The organism is Haemophilus parainfluenzae (genome assembly GCF_900450995.1).
In the GTDB taxonomy this organism is placed as follows: domain Bacteria; phylum Pseudomonadota; class Gammaproteobacteria; order Enterobacterales; family Pasteurellaceae; genus Haemophilus_D; species Haemophilus_D parainfluenzae_O.
This window is the reverse complement of the sequence record NZ_UGHY01000002.1, coordinates 2,002,080-2,017,448: the sequence shown is the minus strand read 5'-3', so window position 1 is coordinate 2,017,448 and position 15,369 is coordinate 2,002,080. Positions and strand designations below refer to the sequence as shown.

The following is a 15,369-nucleotide window of genomic DNA, read 5'->3' as shown; positions in this document are numbered from 1 at the left end:
TTCGCTATTACCACCTTTTAAACTTAACTCAAGATCCACTAACAAAGAGTAAAAAATAACAAACGCGTACCTATAAGCTTTTTTAGTTAAGGAGCTAACCCACTTATCCCCTATCTTTTAAAATTAATTTTTTTCATTTTTTTAATTTTTTATATTAATTTTAATAAAAAAGTATTGAGTTTTACAAAATACAAGAAGATAATGCGAATCTTTCTCAAAGAAACAATAAGGATATGTAATGAAGAAAGTTATTAAATTAAATTTAATCACACTCTGCTTAATCAATGCCCTAAGTATTTCTATCGTTGATGCAAAAGCTGAAGAAACATTAGATCAAATTGATGTAGTAGAAAAAAATGTCGCTAACGATAAAAAACCTTTTACAGAAGCAAAAGCGAAAAGCACTAGAGAACATATATTTAAAGATACACAAACTATCGATCAAGTGATTCGTAGCATTCCGGGAGCCTTTACTCAACAAGATAAAGGCTCTGGCGTAGTTTCTGTTAATATTCGTGGCGAAAATGGGTTAGGTCGTGTCAATACTATGGTCGATGGCGTCACACAAACTTTTTATTCTACCTCAATGGATTCAGGACAATCTGGTGGTAGCTCTCAATTTGGAGCAGTAATAGAGCCCAATTTTATTGCTGGTGTAGATGTCAATAAAAGTAATTTTTCCGGTTCTAATGGTATAAATACCTTGTCTGGTAGTGCTAATTTTAGAACACTAGGTGTTAATGATGTTATTACTGATGACAAACCTTTTGGGCTCATCGTAAAAGGAATGACGGGAAGTAATGCAACTAAATCCAATTTTATGACGATGGCTGCAGGCAGAAAATGGCTTGATAATGGTGGCTATGTAGGCGTGGCATATGGTTATAGCCAACGTGAAGTTTCACAAGATTATCGTATTGGTGGAGGAGAACGATTGTCTTCGCTAGGGAAAGATATTCTTGCTAAAGAGAAAGAAGCCTATTTCCGCAATGCAGGTTATGTTTTAAATTCAGCTGGACAATGGACACCTGATTTAAACAAAAACCATTGGTCTTGCAATGCCCCCTCTCCAACATTTCATGGAAGTACAGAAAAAACGACAAGCTCTAATGATTTAACAGGAGAAACAGAAACAATATGGACCGATTCAAATTGTATTACTCATATTGAAAAATCCAATATATACGATCCTGAAGAAACAGAGACCAGTGTAAAAAATATTTATAAAAATCAGGCTAGAAAAAACATTCTACAACAATTAGGAGCTGGAAAAAAACCTGAGGATATTGAAGAGCTCCAAAAAGGTGATGATGGAATTGAAAAAACTGACAAATCATTTGAACGTAATAAAGATCAATATAGCGTCGCCCCTATTGAACCTGGCAGTTTGCAATCTCGTTCTCGTAGCCATTTATTAAAATTTGAGTATGGGGATGATCACCATACGCTAGGGGCGCAACTACGTACATTGGATAATAAAATTGGTTCTCGCAAAATTGAGAATCAAAATTACCAAGTCAATTATAATTTTAATAATAACAGTTATCTCGATCTTAACTTAATGGTGGCACATAACCTTGGAAAAACAATTTATCCTAAGGGAGGATTTTTTTCTGGCTGGCGAGTCACAGATAAACTTATCACAAAAAATGTAGCAAATATCATTGATATTAATAACAGCTACACATTCTTATTACCAAAAGAAATTGATTTAAAAGCTACGTTAGGTTTTAACTATATTACCAATGAATATAGCAAAAATCGTTTTCCAGACGAATTAAGTTTATTTTCCAAAGAAGCATCGCACGATCCTGGTCGTTACAATTATTTAGGAAAATTTGAGGGCACTAGAACTTTACTCCCCCAACGTTCAGTAATCTTACAACCTTCTGGTAAACAAAAATTTAAAACTGTTTATTTTGATACCGCACTTTCTAAAGGTATTTACCATTTAGACTATAGTGTCAATTTTACGCATTATGCATTTAACGGTGAGTATGTAGATTACGAAAATACACCAACACAAATTAATGAACCGATTTTGCATAAATCAGGACATAAAACAGCGATAAATCACTCGGCAACACTTAGCGCGGATATCAATGATTATTTTATGCCGTTTTTCACCTATTCGCGCACACATAGAATGCCAAATATTCAAGAAATGTTCTTCTCTCAAGTATCTGATGTTGGCGTAAATACGGCATTAAAACCTGAGCGAGCTGAAACTTATCAACTTGGTTTTAATACCTACAAAAAAGGCGTTTTCACTAAAGAAGATGTATTAGGTTTAAAATTAGTGGGCTATCGTAGTTTTATCAAAAATTATATTCATAATGTATATGGTGTATGGTGGAGAGATGGCATTGTTCCTGACTGGGCCTCTGAGAATGGATTTAGATTCACCATTGCTCATCAAAATTATAAGCCTATTGTGAAAAAGAGCGGTGTTGAATTAGAAGTAAATTATGACATGGGACGTTTCTTTGCAAATCTGTCTTATGCTTATCAACGCACGAATCAGCCAACCAATTATGCGGACGCTAGCCCACGTCCTATAAATAGTTCTGAAAAAGAGATCTTAAAACAAGGTTATGGTTTATCTCGTATTTCAATGTTGCCTAAAGATTATGGAAGATTAGAACTTGGCTCTCGCTGGTTTGATCAAAAATTAACTCTTGGTATCGCAGCACGTTACTATGGGAAAAGTAAACGAGCAACCATTCAAGAAGATTATATTAACGGTTCTCAATTTGAATTAAATACGAGCCATGAACGAACTTATTATGCAATCAAAAAAACAGAGGAAATTAATAAACAACCGATTATTTTAGATTTGCATGTAAGTTATGAACCTGTTAAAGATTTAATTATCAAAGCTGAAGTACAAAACCTACTAGATAAACGTTATGTTGATCCTTTAGACTCAGGGAACGATGCTGCTTCACAGCGCTATTATTCAAGCTTAAATGATTCAATTTGTAGTAAAAATAATACTTGTGAAGATGGAGGAAAAGATAAATCTGTACTTTATAACTTTGCTCGTGGAAGAACTTATATTCTGAGTTTAAATTATAAATTCTAATTGGCTCATATAAAAAGGCATAGCTAATAAGCTATGCTTTTTTAAATAATGTTTATAATTCAATTTTAGAATTTATTATCTTATTAAAAGATTATTACTACAGTCTGTCGATCATCCCTAATACTAATGCCGAAGACTGTTTTGCAGCTAACGGTAAGAACTCTTCAAAAGACATACTCGCTTCGCCATCGCCTGCATCCGAAATTGCACGAACGACCACAAAAGGTACGTTAAAGGCATGACAAACTTGTGCTATCGCTGTTGCTTCCATTTCTACTGCAGTTATGTGAGGGAAATCCGCTTTAATTTGAGCAATTTTTTCTTCGCTATTAATAAAGCTATCTCCCGAACAAATTAAACCACGTTTTACATTTTGTCCTTGTGACTGTGCAATTTCATCGGCTAAATCTGCTAATTTTTTATCTGAAAGAAAAGCCGCAGGATTTGCAGGTAACTGCCCTTTTTCATAGCCAAATGCCGTCACATCAGCATCGTGATAGCGGGTTTCATCCGAAATAACGATATCCCCTACTTTTAAACCTTTTGCGACACCGCCTGCTGAGCCGGTATTTAAAACCACATTCGGTTTAGCCAATTGTAATAAAGCGGTAGTGCCAATAGCTGCCGCGACTTTACCAATCCCTGATTGCAATAATGCGACTTCTTTACCATTAATTTTACCTTCAAAAATGACCGCACTTGCCACTTTTGTTTCTCTTTTATCTGTCATTAATTGGGATAAAATTTCCACTTCTTGTGCCATTGCACCAACAATCCCGATTTTCATTGTTTTTTCCTTTCTTGTTCGAGTTTATTCACTAAGAAATCTAATACCGCTACTCCATAATCATCGTTATACAGCGTACTCGCGGTGAGAACATATTTTCCGCCCACAACTACATAAGGGAAAGTGAATACACCATATTCTTCTGTCAAATAAATGGCGTTATTCACATCTTCTTTTACTTCAGCAGAATGCACAACTTTATTAAATTCAGCTTTGCTGATCCCTTGCGAAATTATCCATTCACGCATATTATCTAATGTGGATAATTCGGTATAGCGTGCCTTTTCAGAGGTTTCAAATAACAGCGTATCTGACAACTCGCCTACTTTTAAACGCTGTAATGTATAGAATATTGTGGCTGAAAATTTAGCTTCGTTTGTAGCAACTGGATGCTCTTCTAATGCCACTTTATTAGGGCGAATTTGGCTATAAAGCTGCAAGATGTCTTGGGCTGAAGAACAAACTCGACAGTCATAATCAAAGAAAAATTGGATCGGAATTTTACGATCGCTTCTTTTGGCTTGTTCAATCGGTTCTTGATATGAGAAATAATCTCGACCATCTTCAAACTGAGCCACGTTCGCTAGTGGTAAGTGCGGTGGATTTTTGGCAGAAAAATCCTTTGCATTGACTTCACCAAATGCGACATTCGTCACACTCATCAATATCATTGCAAAGGATCCTTTTAATAATTTACTCTGCCAAACTTTTTTCATAAATTAACCAATTGGTTCAATATAATCGACTAATAATTGGAGGTTTCGATTTCCACGAAACTCATTAATTTCTAACTTATAAGCAAATTTTGCCTGCTTAATCGACAAATCGGGATAATACCGAGTATCGATATTAAACGCAATGGCATCTAATAATGGACCACCATTTTTAGGCTCTACGAGCATTTTTAAATGATTTTGATTTTGCCCGATAGCTCGTTGCTCAAAAATTTTAAATTCACCATCAAAAACAGGCTCAGGAAAGGCTTGTCCCCAAGGTCCGCCAGATTTTATCACTTCTGCAGTTTCAATACTAAATTCATTTGCTTGAAGTTCGCCATCCGTCCAAATCACACCTTGTAATTGATCTTCATTTAACCAATCTTGCACCGTTTGATTAAAAATCTTTTGAAACTCAGGGAAAAAGCTTTCTTTAATGCTTAATCCTGCCGCCATAGCATGACCACCAAATTTTAAAATCATATCAGGATGTTGGGAATGAATACGCTCTAATACATCGCGCATATGCAACCCTTCAATTGAACGTGCAGAACCTTTTAAAATGCCTTCTTGATCTTGTGCAAAAGCAATGACTGGTCGATGGTATTGATCTTTGATTCGAGAAGCTACAATGCCTAATACGCCTTGATGCCAATCTGGTTGGAATAAGGCGATCCCCATCGGTAATTCATCAGAAAGTGCGGTCAGATTTCGGCAAATTTCTAATGCCTCGAGCTTCATGCCTTGCTCAATTTCTTTTCGAGCCTGATTTAAACTGTCTAAATCCAAGGCTTGAGCTCTTGCCTCTTGCATGCTTTCTACAAGTAATAACTCCACACCGACAGACATATTATCTAATCGGCCCGCTGCATTTAAACGTGGGGCAATCGCAAAGCCCAAGTCCGCCGAGCAAAGTTTTTCGACTTCTCGATTAGCCACTTCTGCGAGAGCAATAATTCCAGGGCGACAACGTTTCGCACGAATTCGCATCAACCCTTGATGAGCTAAAATGCGGTTATTTTGATCAAGGGGAACGACATCCGCAATTGTGCCGAGCGCGACTAAATCCATTAATTCAGTAAAATTAGGTTGTGTTTCAGCCGTAAAAATACCTAACTCGCGAAATTTGGCACGTAAAGCGAGCATTAAATAAAATGCCACACCTACACCAGCTAAACATTTTGAAGGGAAATCACATTGTTGCAAATTTGGATTAACAATGGCATCAGCATTCGGCAGTATTTCTGGTGGCAAGTGATGATCGGTAATTAACACCTTCACACCCTGCTCTTTTAAATACGCCACGCCCTCAAAAGACGATACCCCGTTATCCACCGTCATCAATAACTGCACGCCTTTTTCCATTGCCATCTCAGCAACAGGTACACTCAAACCATAGCCTTGCTCAAAACGATTTGGCACTAGGTATTCCACATCAGTAAAGCCAAGCATACGTAAAGCTAACACTGAAAGCGCCGTACTCGTTGCTCCATCAGCATCAAAATCGCCGACGATAACAACCTTTTGTTGCTGTTGATAAGCATCAACCAATAAATCTACGGCTTGTTGAATGCCGTGTAATTGATTGGGATTTAGCATTGATTGCAAAGTGCGGTCTAATTCTTGACTATTTTTTATATGACGAGAACGATAGAGACGATCGAGTAATGTATTATCTGAAACAGGATTTCCGGCAGGAATTTCACGACGTTTGATGAGTTTTTTCACGGTGTTTCGTTATTTAAAATTACATTAAAGGAACATTCGATATGTACTTTGATGACATGAATATTTTAAGGGCGCATACAATACGCCCTCACTACTAATAATTATTGTGCTGATTCTTGTAACACAGCTAATAAATCTTGAGGTTTTAAATACCCGCCAAGCATTTCACCTGTTGAAGTCACAATACTTGGCGTACCTTTCACACCAAGTTGTATACCTAAATCATAGTGTTTTTTTACAATATTAGGGGTTTTCAATTCTTTCGGTAAGTTACCTTTTTCTGCTTCGTTCAATGCAAATACAGGATCTTTCGATGTCCAAATTGCTTCCATTTGGCGAGCGGTTTCATTCATACCACCACGTGGGAATGCAAGATAACGAACAGTAATACCTAAATCATTATATTCTTTCAGTTGTTGATGAAGGATATGGCAATAATGACAAGTGATATCCATGAATACAGTCACAACATATTTTTCATTTTTTGCAGAATAAACGATCATTTCGCTTTTTAATTCATTCACTTTATCCGCTAAAAACTTACCTGCCACGTCAACCGGGCCTTTATTTGTTAATTCATACATTTTGCCTTGCAAAACATATTGACCATTTTCGCTCACGTATAAAATGCCTTGATCAGTCACGGCTGTTTTAAGGCCTTTTACCGGTGAATCTTTCACTTCAATATTTTTTGCACCTAATGCTTGTAATTTCGATTTAATATCAGCATCACTCGCCATTGCGGTAGCAGAAGCGGTGATTAAAAGTGCGGTTAATAATTTCTTCATTTTTTATTCCTAAATATATCTAAACAACGAGGAATAGAATTATAAATGGATCGATAATTTGTGCAAGCCAAACTACCCAAAAAACTGAAAATGACTTATACTTCTGCCGTTTATAGAGGTTTATTTATTATGTTTGAAATCAATCCAATCAAAAACAAAATCACCGACCTTTCCGAGCGCACTTCTGTGCTTCGGGGGTATCTTTGACTTCGACGCAAAAGTTGAGCGTTTAGAAGAAGTGAATGCCGAATTAGAACAACCCGATGTGTGGAACGAGCCTGAAAAAGCCCAAGCACTCGGGAAAGAACGTGTTTCACTTGAACAAGTGGTTAATACCATCAAGAATTTAGAACAAGGTCTAGAGGATGTTGAAGGGTTGCTTGAATTAGCCGTTGAAGCGGAAGATGAAGAGACCTTCAATGAAGCCGTTGCTGAATTAAATGAGCTTGAACAACAACTCGCAAAATTAGAATTCCGCCGCATGTTTAGCGGTGAACACGATGCGTGTGATTGTTATGTCGATTTACAAGCAGGTTCCGGTGGTACAGAAGCGCAAGACTGGACGGAAATGTTACTTCGCATGTACCTCCGTTGGGCTGAAAGCAAAGGCTTTAAAACAGAATTAATGGAAGTCTCTGATGGCGATGTCGCAGGTTTAAAATCAGCGACGATTCGTGTCAGTGGCGAATATGCTTTCGGTTGGTTACGTACGGAAACCGGTATTCATCGTTTAGTGCGCAAAAGTCCATTCGACTCTAATAACCGTCGCCATACATCATTTGCAGCGACTTTCGTTTATCCTGAAATTGATGACGACATTGATATTGAAATCAATCCGGCTGATTTACGTATTGACGTTTATCGTGCATCTGGTGCGGGAGGTCAGCACGTCAATAAAACTGAAAGTGCGGTGCGTATTACTCACATGCCAAGTGGGATTGTCGTGCAATGTCAAAACGATCGTTCTCAACACAAAAATAAAGATCAAGCCATGAAGCAGTTAAAAGCGAAATTGTATGAGCTTGAGTTACAAAAGAAAAATGCAGACAAACAAGCGATGGAAGATAATAAATCTGATATCGGTTGGGGTAGCCAAATTCGTTCTTATGTGTTAGATGATGCACGTATTAAGGATCTCCGCACAGGCGTTGAAAATCGTAATACACAAGCCGTACTGGATGGCGATCTCGATCGCTTTATTGAAGCAAGCTTGAAAGCGGGACTTTAATCATATCCTTTATACAACAAGTGCGGTCAATTTTAACCGCACTTTTTTATTACACTTCTTCTTTTTCTTTCAGTTTATTCTTACCTAGTACAGTATCTTTCATCACCGTCAGCAATTCTTTTTGCACATGAGAAAGTTTTGGTTTTTCTGACTTTTCAAATGCCAATGGGCGACAAAACTCCATAGCCTTAATACTCAATCGAGCTGTCAATAATCCCACGCCAATCCCCTGCGCAGCGCGTGCAGAAAGTTTTGCGGTAATATCTTGCGAAAGCCAATCCATGCCTAAATCCTGCACAATCTCCGTTGCACCAGCAAAAGCAAGATTCACGAACACCATTCTGAGCAAACGAAGACGAGTAAAATATCCTAGCTCAATCCCATAAATCGCTGCAATTTTATTGATTAAACGAATATTGCGCCACGCAATAAAAAACATATCAATAATGGCTAAAGGACTGATTGCCACAATCACTGCGGATTCTGCTGCCATTTTAGTAATCAGTTTTTTCGCTTTGTTATCAAAAGACTGTAACACTGTCTTACTAAATAAATGGGTAACTTCACGAGCTAAATAACTTTCATTCAACTGTTTTTCCCATTGGACTATTGCGGGATGTTGCGAATCCAATTTTAAGGTATCGGCAATCGATAAACACAAGGCTCTTCCTTTCTCGCTATCCTGTTCAGAAAAAACTTGATGATTTTTAACCGCACTTTCACCTATTAATCGCTGACTTTGTTCTTGTAAATTCAAACGCTTTTTGAGTTTCACCAAACGTCGCCATTCTGCGATGATTTCAGATAAACCAAACAACACAATGACAAAACTCACCAAGGCAAAAGCAAGGTAAATCCATTGTTGGTTTTGATAACTATCCCAAATCCATTGAACAGATTGCGCAACCGTCGCCCCTAAAAATAAAAGTGCGGTCAATTTCAAAGCCGTTTTCCAACCACTGGATTTAGGCTTCACAATTTGCTCAAATTGCTCGTCCAACAACTCCCCTTCTAAAGGTTCGTTATCAATGCTGGTTTCAACATTATGAAATTCTTGCTTAGGTAGAATTTCTTCCTCTTCGACTTGTTGGGATTGTGTGAAAATTTGTTTTGTCATTATTCTGTCCAATAAAAATAGAAACGGTATTTTACTTCGAATTTCTTTAGCAAATCTTAAATGGCTGAAATAAAAAAGCAATATTGACTAGAAAATAAAATGAGCTACTATAGCCATTGTCCACAATTAGTTTATCTAATGTGTTAAGTTTTAACTGTTAACTAACTAGAAGGATCTTTTCATGAAGAAACTTATCGCCACTGCGGTGCTCTCCGCATGTTCCATGGCTTACGCCAATACCGACATTCCAAACTACAATACCGATTCTCATCTGTATGAATTCACTCAAACTTATGACTTAGTTGCGCCAAAAGGTTCACAAGGTCAAGCGAATCTGTGGGTGCCTTTACCGTTTAATGGCGAGTATCAAGAAGTAAAATCTATCCATTTCGAAGGTAACTATTTGGATGCCTATGTAACGGAAAACAACAAATATGGTGCGAAAACGCTCTTTGCAACTTGGGATAAAGATGCACAAAAACGCGATTTAAAAATCACGATGGTGATTGAAACCAAAGATCGTGAACCAATGATTAAAGGTGCGTTGACGAATTACAAGCCACCAAAAGACGTTCACTATTCTGTTGATGTACAAGAATATTTAAAACCGACTCAACATATTAAAACAGATGGTATTGTGAAACAGTTCGCCGATAAGATTGTAGGCACTGAAACCAATCCATTGAAAAAAGCTGAGTTGATTCACCAATGGATCGTCAACAATATGGAACGTGATAATTCTGTTTTAGGCTGTGGTGATGGTGATGTAGAAAAAATTCTAACTACTGGTGTGTTAAAAGGTAAATGTACCGATATTAACTCTGTATTTGTAGCATTAGCTCGTGCATCTGGTATTCCTGCTCGTGAGATCTTTGGTGTTCGTTTAGGTGCCGCAGACAAAATGGGTAAATATTCCAAAGGTGCATTCGGTAGCGCGGATGAGCATGGCGTAGCAAACGTAAGTGGTGGTCAGCATTGTCGTGCAGAATTCTATCTTGCAGGATTCGGCTGGGTGCCTGTTGATTCTGCAGACGTGGCAAAAATGCGTTTAGCGGAGAAAAAATCGGTTGACGATAAGGATACACAAGCCGTTGCCAAATACTTATTCGGTAACTGGGAAGCAAACTGGGTTGGCTTTAACCATGCTCGTGACTTCGATTTATATCCGCAACCAGAACTGGCCCCACTCAATAACTTTGGCTATCCGTATGCCGAAATCGGTGGTGACCCGTTAAATTCATTTGATCCAAAAGAATTTAAATATGACTACGTCTCTAAAAAGCTCTAATAAATCTTTTTGGGTTGCGATTGCCACCGCGCTAAGTGCTGCGGTGGCTTCAACATTGTGTTGTATTGCGCCTTTAATCTATTTAGTATTTGGTGTGTCATCCACTTGGTTGATTGGCTTGGGTCAATATGATTATTTGCGTATTCCTATGCTTATTATTTCATTATCCGCCTTTGCCTATGGATTTTGGCTATTGATGTTTTCCAAAAAAATCATTTGTAGCAAATATATTTCCCGTAAAAAACTCATCGTTTTATATTGGATTGTATTTATCGTGATGATTTTTTTCTTAACCTACCCAACAATTTTGCCTTGGATTTTAGAATTAGCAAATTAGGAATAAAAATGAAGAAATTATGTACCGCACTTTTGCTTTCTCTGTTTGCCATTTCTTTCGCCCATGCGAATGAAACCAAACAAATTGTGCTAAAAGTAAAAGAAATGAATTGCCAGCTTTGCGCTTACTTAGTGAATAAAGAGTTACGAAATATTGATGGCGTGATTTCCACTAAAGCCTCCATTAAAGATAGAACTGTGACTGTTGTAGAAGATCCAAAAGTTCCTGATGAGCAATTGATTAATGCAATTCATAAATTGGAATATACAACGGAAGTGGTTAAATAAATTATACACTTATCTAAAAAGTATGAAAAATTATCTCATTTTATTTTTAAGCTTTCTTATCATTGGCTGTGCTGAAATTGTAACTAGACCACCTATAACTCAATACAACCCACAAAAACATGCAAGAATTAGAGTCATTCTCGAACGAGAAAAAGGGGAGCAACGACAATCATATACGAATTTCAAAGTAGTAGAGAATGGAAAATATAAAGAATATGGCTTTAAAGTATTTCTACTTGATGGATATGTAGCAGATAAGGAGATTATTTCTCTTGGCATGCCAAATAAACCTAAGCTTTACAAAAAATATGCAGAAAAAAGTTATCGGGAATTTATTATACCAGCTGAGAGTGAAGTAATCTTACCAAATACAAAAAGTATATATTGTGATGAGGCATGGTTTTTTAAAACTTGTTACGAACATGTAAGTTCAAGTAAGTTTGTAGCTCATGCAGGAAAAGATTATGAGATTATTAATTCATATCACGTTTATGAAATTTTAAATGAACAAGAAAGTAAAGAAATTGAAAGAAACAGTGAGAGCCTTGGCAGTCGGAGAATACCATAAAAAAGTGCGGTGAAATTTGATCTGACCCCAAAAAGTTAGACTGCTATTTAAAGGATTGTTTTCGATATTGTATCGGACTCAGTCCTTTTAATTTTAGTTGAATCCGTCGGTGATTATAGTAATCCAAATAATCTCTGACAGCATCAACTATCTCTTCTTTTGTTTTAAATTCCCGACCATAAAAACATTCTGTTTTTAATCGTCCAAAGAAACTTTCCATTGCGGCGTTATCTAAGCAATTCCCTTTTCTCGACATACTTTGAATGATGCCATGTTCAGCCAAGATTCGACGATAAGCTACCATTTGATATTGCCAGCCTTGGTCTGAATGCAAAATGACACCACAAGCTTTATTTAATCCTTTGACGGCTTGCATTAACATGTCCTCTACTTGCGCCCAGTTTGGGGAATAGCTGAGATTATATGAGACTATCTCATTGTTAAATAAGTCTAAAATTGGAGATAAATAGACTTTACTCCCATCTTTCGCCTTAAACTCTGTGATATCGGTCACCCATTTTTGTTTCGGGGCCGTTGCACTAAAATCGCGTTCAAGATGATTCGGTGCAATCACCCCTATCGTGCCTCGATAGGTGGTAAATTTCTTGCTTTTTCTTGACTGCACTTGAAGCCCAAGTGTCTGCATTAAACGTTGAACTTTTTTATGATTCACGCCTGGCAAGCTGGCATGAACTCGTCGGTAGCCATAATCAGGATGATTGGCTTTGATGCGTTTAATGGCCTTTTTCAGCTGCTCATCCTTATCCGGTTTAATCTGAAGTTTAGCAAAAAACGTACTACGCGCTAACTGTGCAAAACCTAAAAGCCATTTTAACGGATAGCGTGTTCTTAACCTTTGGATAATTTCCGTTGCTCGGCTTCGTCCTGAAGTCTGAGCCTTCTCAACTCCTTTAGGTAGGCTACCTCCGCTTCAAGCTGTAAAATTCTCAGGCGTAAACGGTCTTCTTCAGTTTTGGGTGGCGGTGGCATTCTGGCATATTTGGGTTTCATTGGCGGTCGTCCTGATGGTTTACGGGGAATCAGTCCTTTTATGCCACTTTTTTCAAACCGTTTCAACCATGTCCCGACTAGGGTGTTGGAGGGAATATTGTAAAAACGCGCGGCTTCTCTAATACTCATTTTCTCATTCAAAATAGGTTGAATAACCTGTAATTTAAATTCGATTGTGTAGTGTTTACCCATAAAAAAATCTGCACCTCAATTGTTGGTTTGTTGAGTCTAACTTTTGGGGTGCAGATCAAATTTCACCGCACTTTTCGTTTCAAAAAATCGACTTATTTAATCACGCCACATGCCATACGTGGACCGCCACCGCCAAGTGGAGCTGGATGATCGGAGTGATTATCGCCACCAGCATGGATCATAATAGAGTGACCGCGAACATCATCTAAATGTTTGAGACGTGGTGCTAAAACAGGGTTAGTCGCTGTACCATCATGTAATACAGTTAATGCAGGTAAATCACCTAAGTGTGCATCATCTTGCCATGGGTAACCGTGTTGTTTTGCACCTTTAGGATCCCAGTGACCGCCTGCGCCTAAACCAGCTGTCAATTTACCCTCTTTTTCTTTTGGCTCACAGCTTGGATTTTCATGGATGTGGAAACCATGTAAACCTTCAGCTAAACCTTGTAGATTTGGTGTAAACACTAAACCATAATTTGATTCGGTAATAGTTACAGTCCCTACATCTTTATTACCATTTGCAGGATCTAATTGTTGTACTTTTACTTCGATTGAAGGACCTGCTGGTTTTGCCATATGGTCATGTGCATTTGCCACGCCAGCAGCACAAATTCCGCTGATAGCTAATGCTAAGAGAGTTTTCATTTTCATCATAAGCTCCTTTACTTTAGAAAGACTCAAATTAATTCTACCTAAATACCAATAAAAAAATAGTATTTATATTAAATATTTGACAATTAAATTGATTTAATTTTTCTATCAATCAAATCTGTCCGCCAATAAAAACTGCAATACTGCATCCATTCTTAAATGCGGGATGCTTTCACCCTGTTGTAAAACTTGAGGTTCAAAGGAATCAAAATCAAAAGATTGTTTTGACCAGAACTCTGCATTAGGTAGTTTACTTGGAACAGAACCCGGATAAAGCGTAATAAGTTGCTTATCTACAGAACGTACTCCTTGAATAGCTTTGATTTGTTTACCGTTTTGATTAACTAAAACTTGTTTTGTCGCTCGAATCGCAGCAATTGCCGTGTATTCTGTATCAATCCCTTCAAATTCAACATGACGACCACCCTCTTGTACCAATTGGCGCATCAGACTAATTAAGTTTTGAATTTGATCTGTCGTGATATGATCGGCTTTTGTTGCCACAAACATGAGCTTATCAATATTCGGGGAAAACAAACGATTGAGTAAATTGCGTTTGCCATAATGGAAATTTTTGAAAAGCTGATTAAGCCCTGTTTGCATATCGATAAAGGCTTGTTGACTATGATTTAGTGGCGTTAAGCAATCCGCTAAAATTACTTGGCGATCAAAAGTAGAAAAATAATTTTCATAAAAGCCTTTCACCACCTTATTACGATAATAATCGTATCGCTTATTCAACACGGCAAAATAGCTATTAGATTTCGCTTCTCTTTTCAGTTTTTGCCATTGTTCTTCCGACAAATGCAATAACGGAAAAAATTGCAAAACAGGTGCACCTTCTAATTCTCCAGGCAAGACAAACCGTCCTGGTTGAATAAATTGCATTCCTTCTGCTTTGCAGGCAAGCAAATAATCGGTGTAAGATTTTGCAATCTGCGCTAAAACATCTTCATTGACGACCGCACTTAGGTCGAGCTTTTTCAATTCATCCAACCAATCTTGAGCAAACTGTTGACGAATACCTGATGTAATTTGGGCTTGTTCAAGTGACCATTGTTGAAAATCTAAATTCAGCAAAGGTAAATCCAATAGCCATTCACCAGGATAATCAAAAATATCCAAGTATAATGTGCCACGTTCTTTAAAATGGCGAAGTAAGCCAGATTGGCGTTCAAAACGAATAGCGAGACGTGTTTCACTCACGCCTCGAGTAGATTGGCACCATTGTGGAGGATTATTCATTAAATCATTGAGATTCGCTTCATAATCAAAACGTGGAATACTTAAATCCTGTTGAGGCACACGTTTTACCGCTAAAATAGATTGATTTCGGGCAGCCTCAAATAAAGGAAGATGTGCATTTTCCTCTTGATTAATATGTAATAATTGATTAATCAAGCTCGTAATAAACGCTGTTTTACCGCTTCGACTTAGCCCTGTCACAGCTAAACGTAAAGTGCGGTCAAATCCACGATTGATTATTTGATTAATTTCCCGATTTATTGATTTAAACATATCCTAAAAATCCAATAACTAGCCATTTTTGCCAAGATATTTTACAATTCACTCAATTTATCACAA

General features: G+C 37.5%; 15 protein-coding genes. 6 read left to right on the top strand and 9 right to left on the bottom strand.

What is annotated here, in order from left to right:
* Window positions 1-238 precede the first annotated feature (238 nt).
* Window positions 239-3,085: a TonB-dependent receptor domain-containing protein gene (locus DX522_RS10205; RefSeq protein ID WP_115180708.1), complete on the top strand. Its 2,847-nt coding sequence runs from the start codon at window positions 239-241 to the stop codon at window positions 3,083-3,085.
* 97 nt (window positions 3,086-3,182) lie between these two features.
* Here the strand turns inward: DX522_RS10205 and DX522_RS10200 are convergent, their stop codons facing one another.
* The 4 genes from DX522_RS10200 to dsbC form a co-directional block, all read right to left on the bottom strand.
* Window positions 3,183-3,872 (bottom strand): 5'-methylthioadenosine/adenosylhomocysteine nucleosidase, encoded by a 690-nt coding sequence (locus DX522_RS10200; RefSeq protein ID WP_049362898.1) that lies wholly within the window; start codon window positions 3,870-3,872, stop codon window positions 3,183-3,185.
* A complete protein-coding gene (locus DX522_RS10195) occupies window positions 3,869-4,543 on the bottom strand; it encodes a thiol:disulfide interchange protein DsbA/DsbL (RefSeq protein ID WP_262054215.1) in 675 nt (224 codons plus the stop codon). The genes DX522_RS10200 and DX522_RS10195 overlap by 4 nt, the downstream gene beginning before the upstream one ends.
* 48 nt (window positions 4,544-4,591) lie before the next feature.
* Entirely contained in the window at window positions 4,592-6,316 is a 1,725-nt protein-coding gene (gene recJ / locus DX522_RS10190) for a single-stranded-DNA-specific exonuclease RecJ (RefSeq protein ID WP_115180706.1), read from the bottom strand.
* A 101-nt stretch (window positions 6,317-6,417) separates the two neighbouring features.
* Window positions 6,418-7,104 (bottom strand): bifunctional protein-disulfide isomerase/oxidoreductase DsbC, encoded by a 687-nt coding sequence (gene dsbC / locus DX522_RS10185; RefSeq protein WP_115180705.1) that lies wholly within the window; start codon window positions 7,102-7,104, stop codon window positions 6,418-6,420.
* A gap of 129 nt (window positions 7,105-7,233) precedes the next feature.
* On the opposite strand from dsbC, the gene prfB reads away from it, so the two are divergent.
* A protein-coding gene (gene prfB / locus DX522_RS10180) for a peptide chain release factor 2 (RefSeq protein WP_115180921.1) occupies window positions 7,234-8,332 on the top strand; the annotation gives its coding sequence in 2 pieces (ribosomal slippage) (window positions 7,234-7,308 and window positions 7,310-8,332; 1,098 coding nt in all).
* Between the two features lie 49 nt (window positions 8,333-8,381).
* On the opposite strand, the gene DX522_RS10175 is transcribed toward prfB, so the two are convergent.
* Window positions 8,382-9,449 (bottom strand): TIGR01620 family protein, encoded by a 1,068-nt coding sequence (locus DX522_RS10175; RefSeq protein WP_115180704.1) that lies wholly within the window; start codon window positions 9,447-9,449, stop codon window positions 8,382-8,384.
* A 181-nt stretch (window positions 9,450-9,630) separates the two neighbouring features.
* Between DX522_RS10175 and DX522_RS10170 the strand changes: the two genes are divergently transcribed.
* From DX522_RS10170 to DX522_RS10155, 4 genes are read left to right on the top strand one after another with little or no spacing between them, the layout of a single operon-like run.
* Window positions 9,631-10,737 carry a transglutaminase-like domain-containing protein gene (locus DX522_RS10170; RefSeq protein WP_115180703.1) on the top strand — a complete coding sequence of 369 codons (1,107 nt, stop codon included), beginning with the start codon at window positions 9,631-9,633 and terminating at the stop codon, window positions 10,735-10,737.
* Window positions 10,712-11,074 carry a mercuric transporter MerT family protein gene (locus DX522_RS10165; RefSeq protein WP_262054214.1) on the top strand — a complete coding sequence of 121 codons (363 nt, stop codon included), beginning with the start codon at window positions 10,712-10,714 and terminating at the stop codon, window positions 11,072-11,074. Before DX522_RS10170 ends, DX522_RS10165 begins: the two co-directional genes overlap by 26 nt.
* Window positions 11,075-11,082: 8 nt before the next feature.
* Window positions 11,083-11,361, top strand: coding sequence for a heavy-metal-associated domain-containing protein (locus DX522_RS10160; RefSeq protein ID WP_115180702.1), 279 nt, complete (start codon window positions 11,083-11,085; stop codon window positions 11,359-11,361).
* Between the two features lie 22 nt (window positions 11,362-11,383).
* Window positions 11,384-11,929: a hypothetical protein gene (locus DX522_RS10155; RefSeq protein WP_049362886.1), complete on the top strand. Its 546-nt coding sequence runs from the start codon at window positions 11,384-11,386 to the stop codon at window positions 11,927-11,929.
* Window positions 11,930-11,972: 43 nt separating this feature from the next.
* Here DX522_RS10155 and DX522_RS10150 read toward each other — a convergent pair whose 3' ends face one another.
* The 4 genes from DX522_RS10150 to DX522_RS10135 all read right to left on the bottom strand — a co-directional run bounded on the left by DX522_RS10150 (window position 11,973) and on the right by DX522_RS10135 (window position 15,303).
* Entirely contained in the window at window positions 11,973-12,791 is an 819-nt protein-coding gene (locus tag DX522_RS10150; RefSeq protein WP_262054302.1) for an IS3 family transposase, read from the bottom strand.
* A complete protein-coding gene (locus DX522_RS10145; RefSeq protein ID WP_115179798.1) occupies window positions 12,779-13,132 on the bottom strand; it encodes a helix-turn-helix domain-containing protein in 354 nt (117 codons plus the stop codon). The genes DX522_RS10150 and DX522_RS10145 overlap by 13 nt, the downstream gene beginning before the upstream one ends.
* Window positions 13,133-13,224: 92 nt before the next feature.
* Window positions 13,225-13,785, bottom strand: a complete 561-nt coding sequence (gene sodC / locus DX522_RS10140; protein ID WP_115180701.1) for a superoxide dismutase family protein — start codon at window positions 13,783-13,785, stop codon at window positions 13,225-13,227.
* 108 nt (window positions 13,786-13,893) lie between these two features.
* Window positions 13,894-15,303 carry a YcjX family protein gene (locus DX522_RS10135; RefSeq protein WP_115180700.1) on the bottom strand — a complete coding sequence of 470 codons (1,410 nt, stop codon included), beginning with the start codon at window positions 15,301-15,303 and terminating at the stop codon, window positions 13,894-13,896.
* Between the last annotated feature and the right edge of the window lie 66 nt (window positions 15,304-15,369).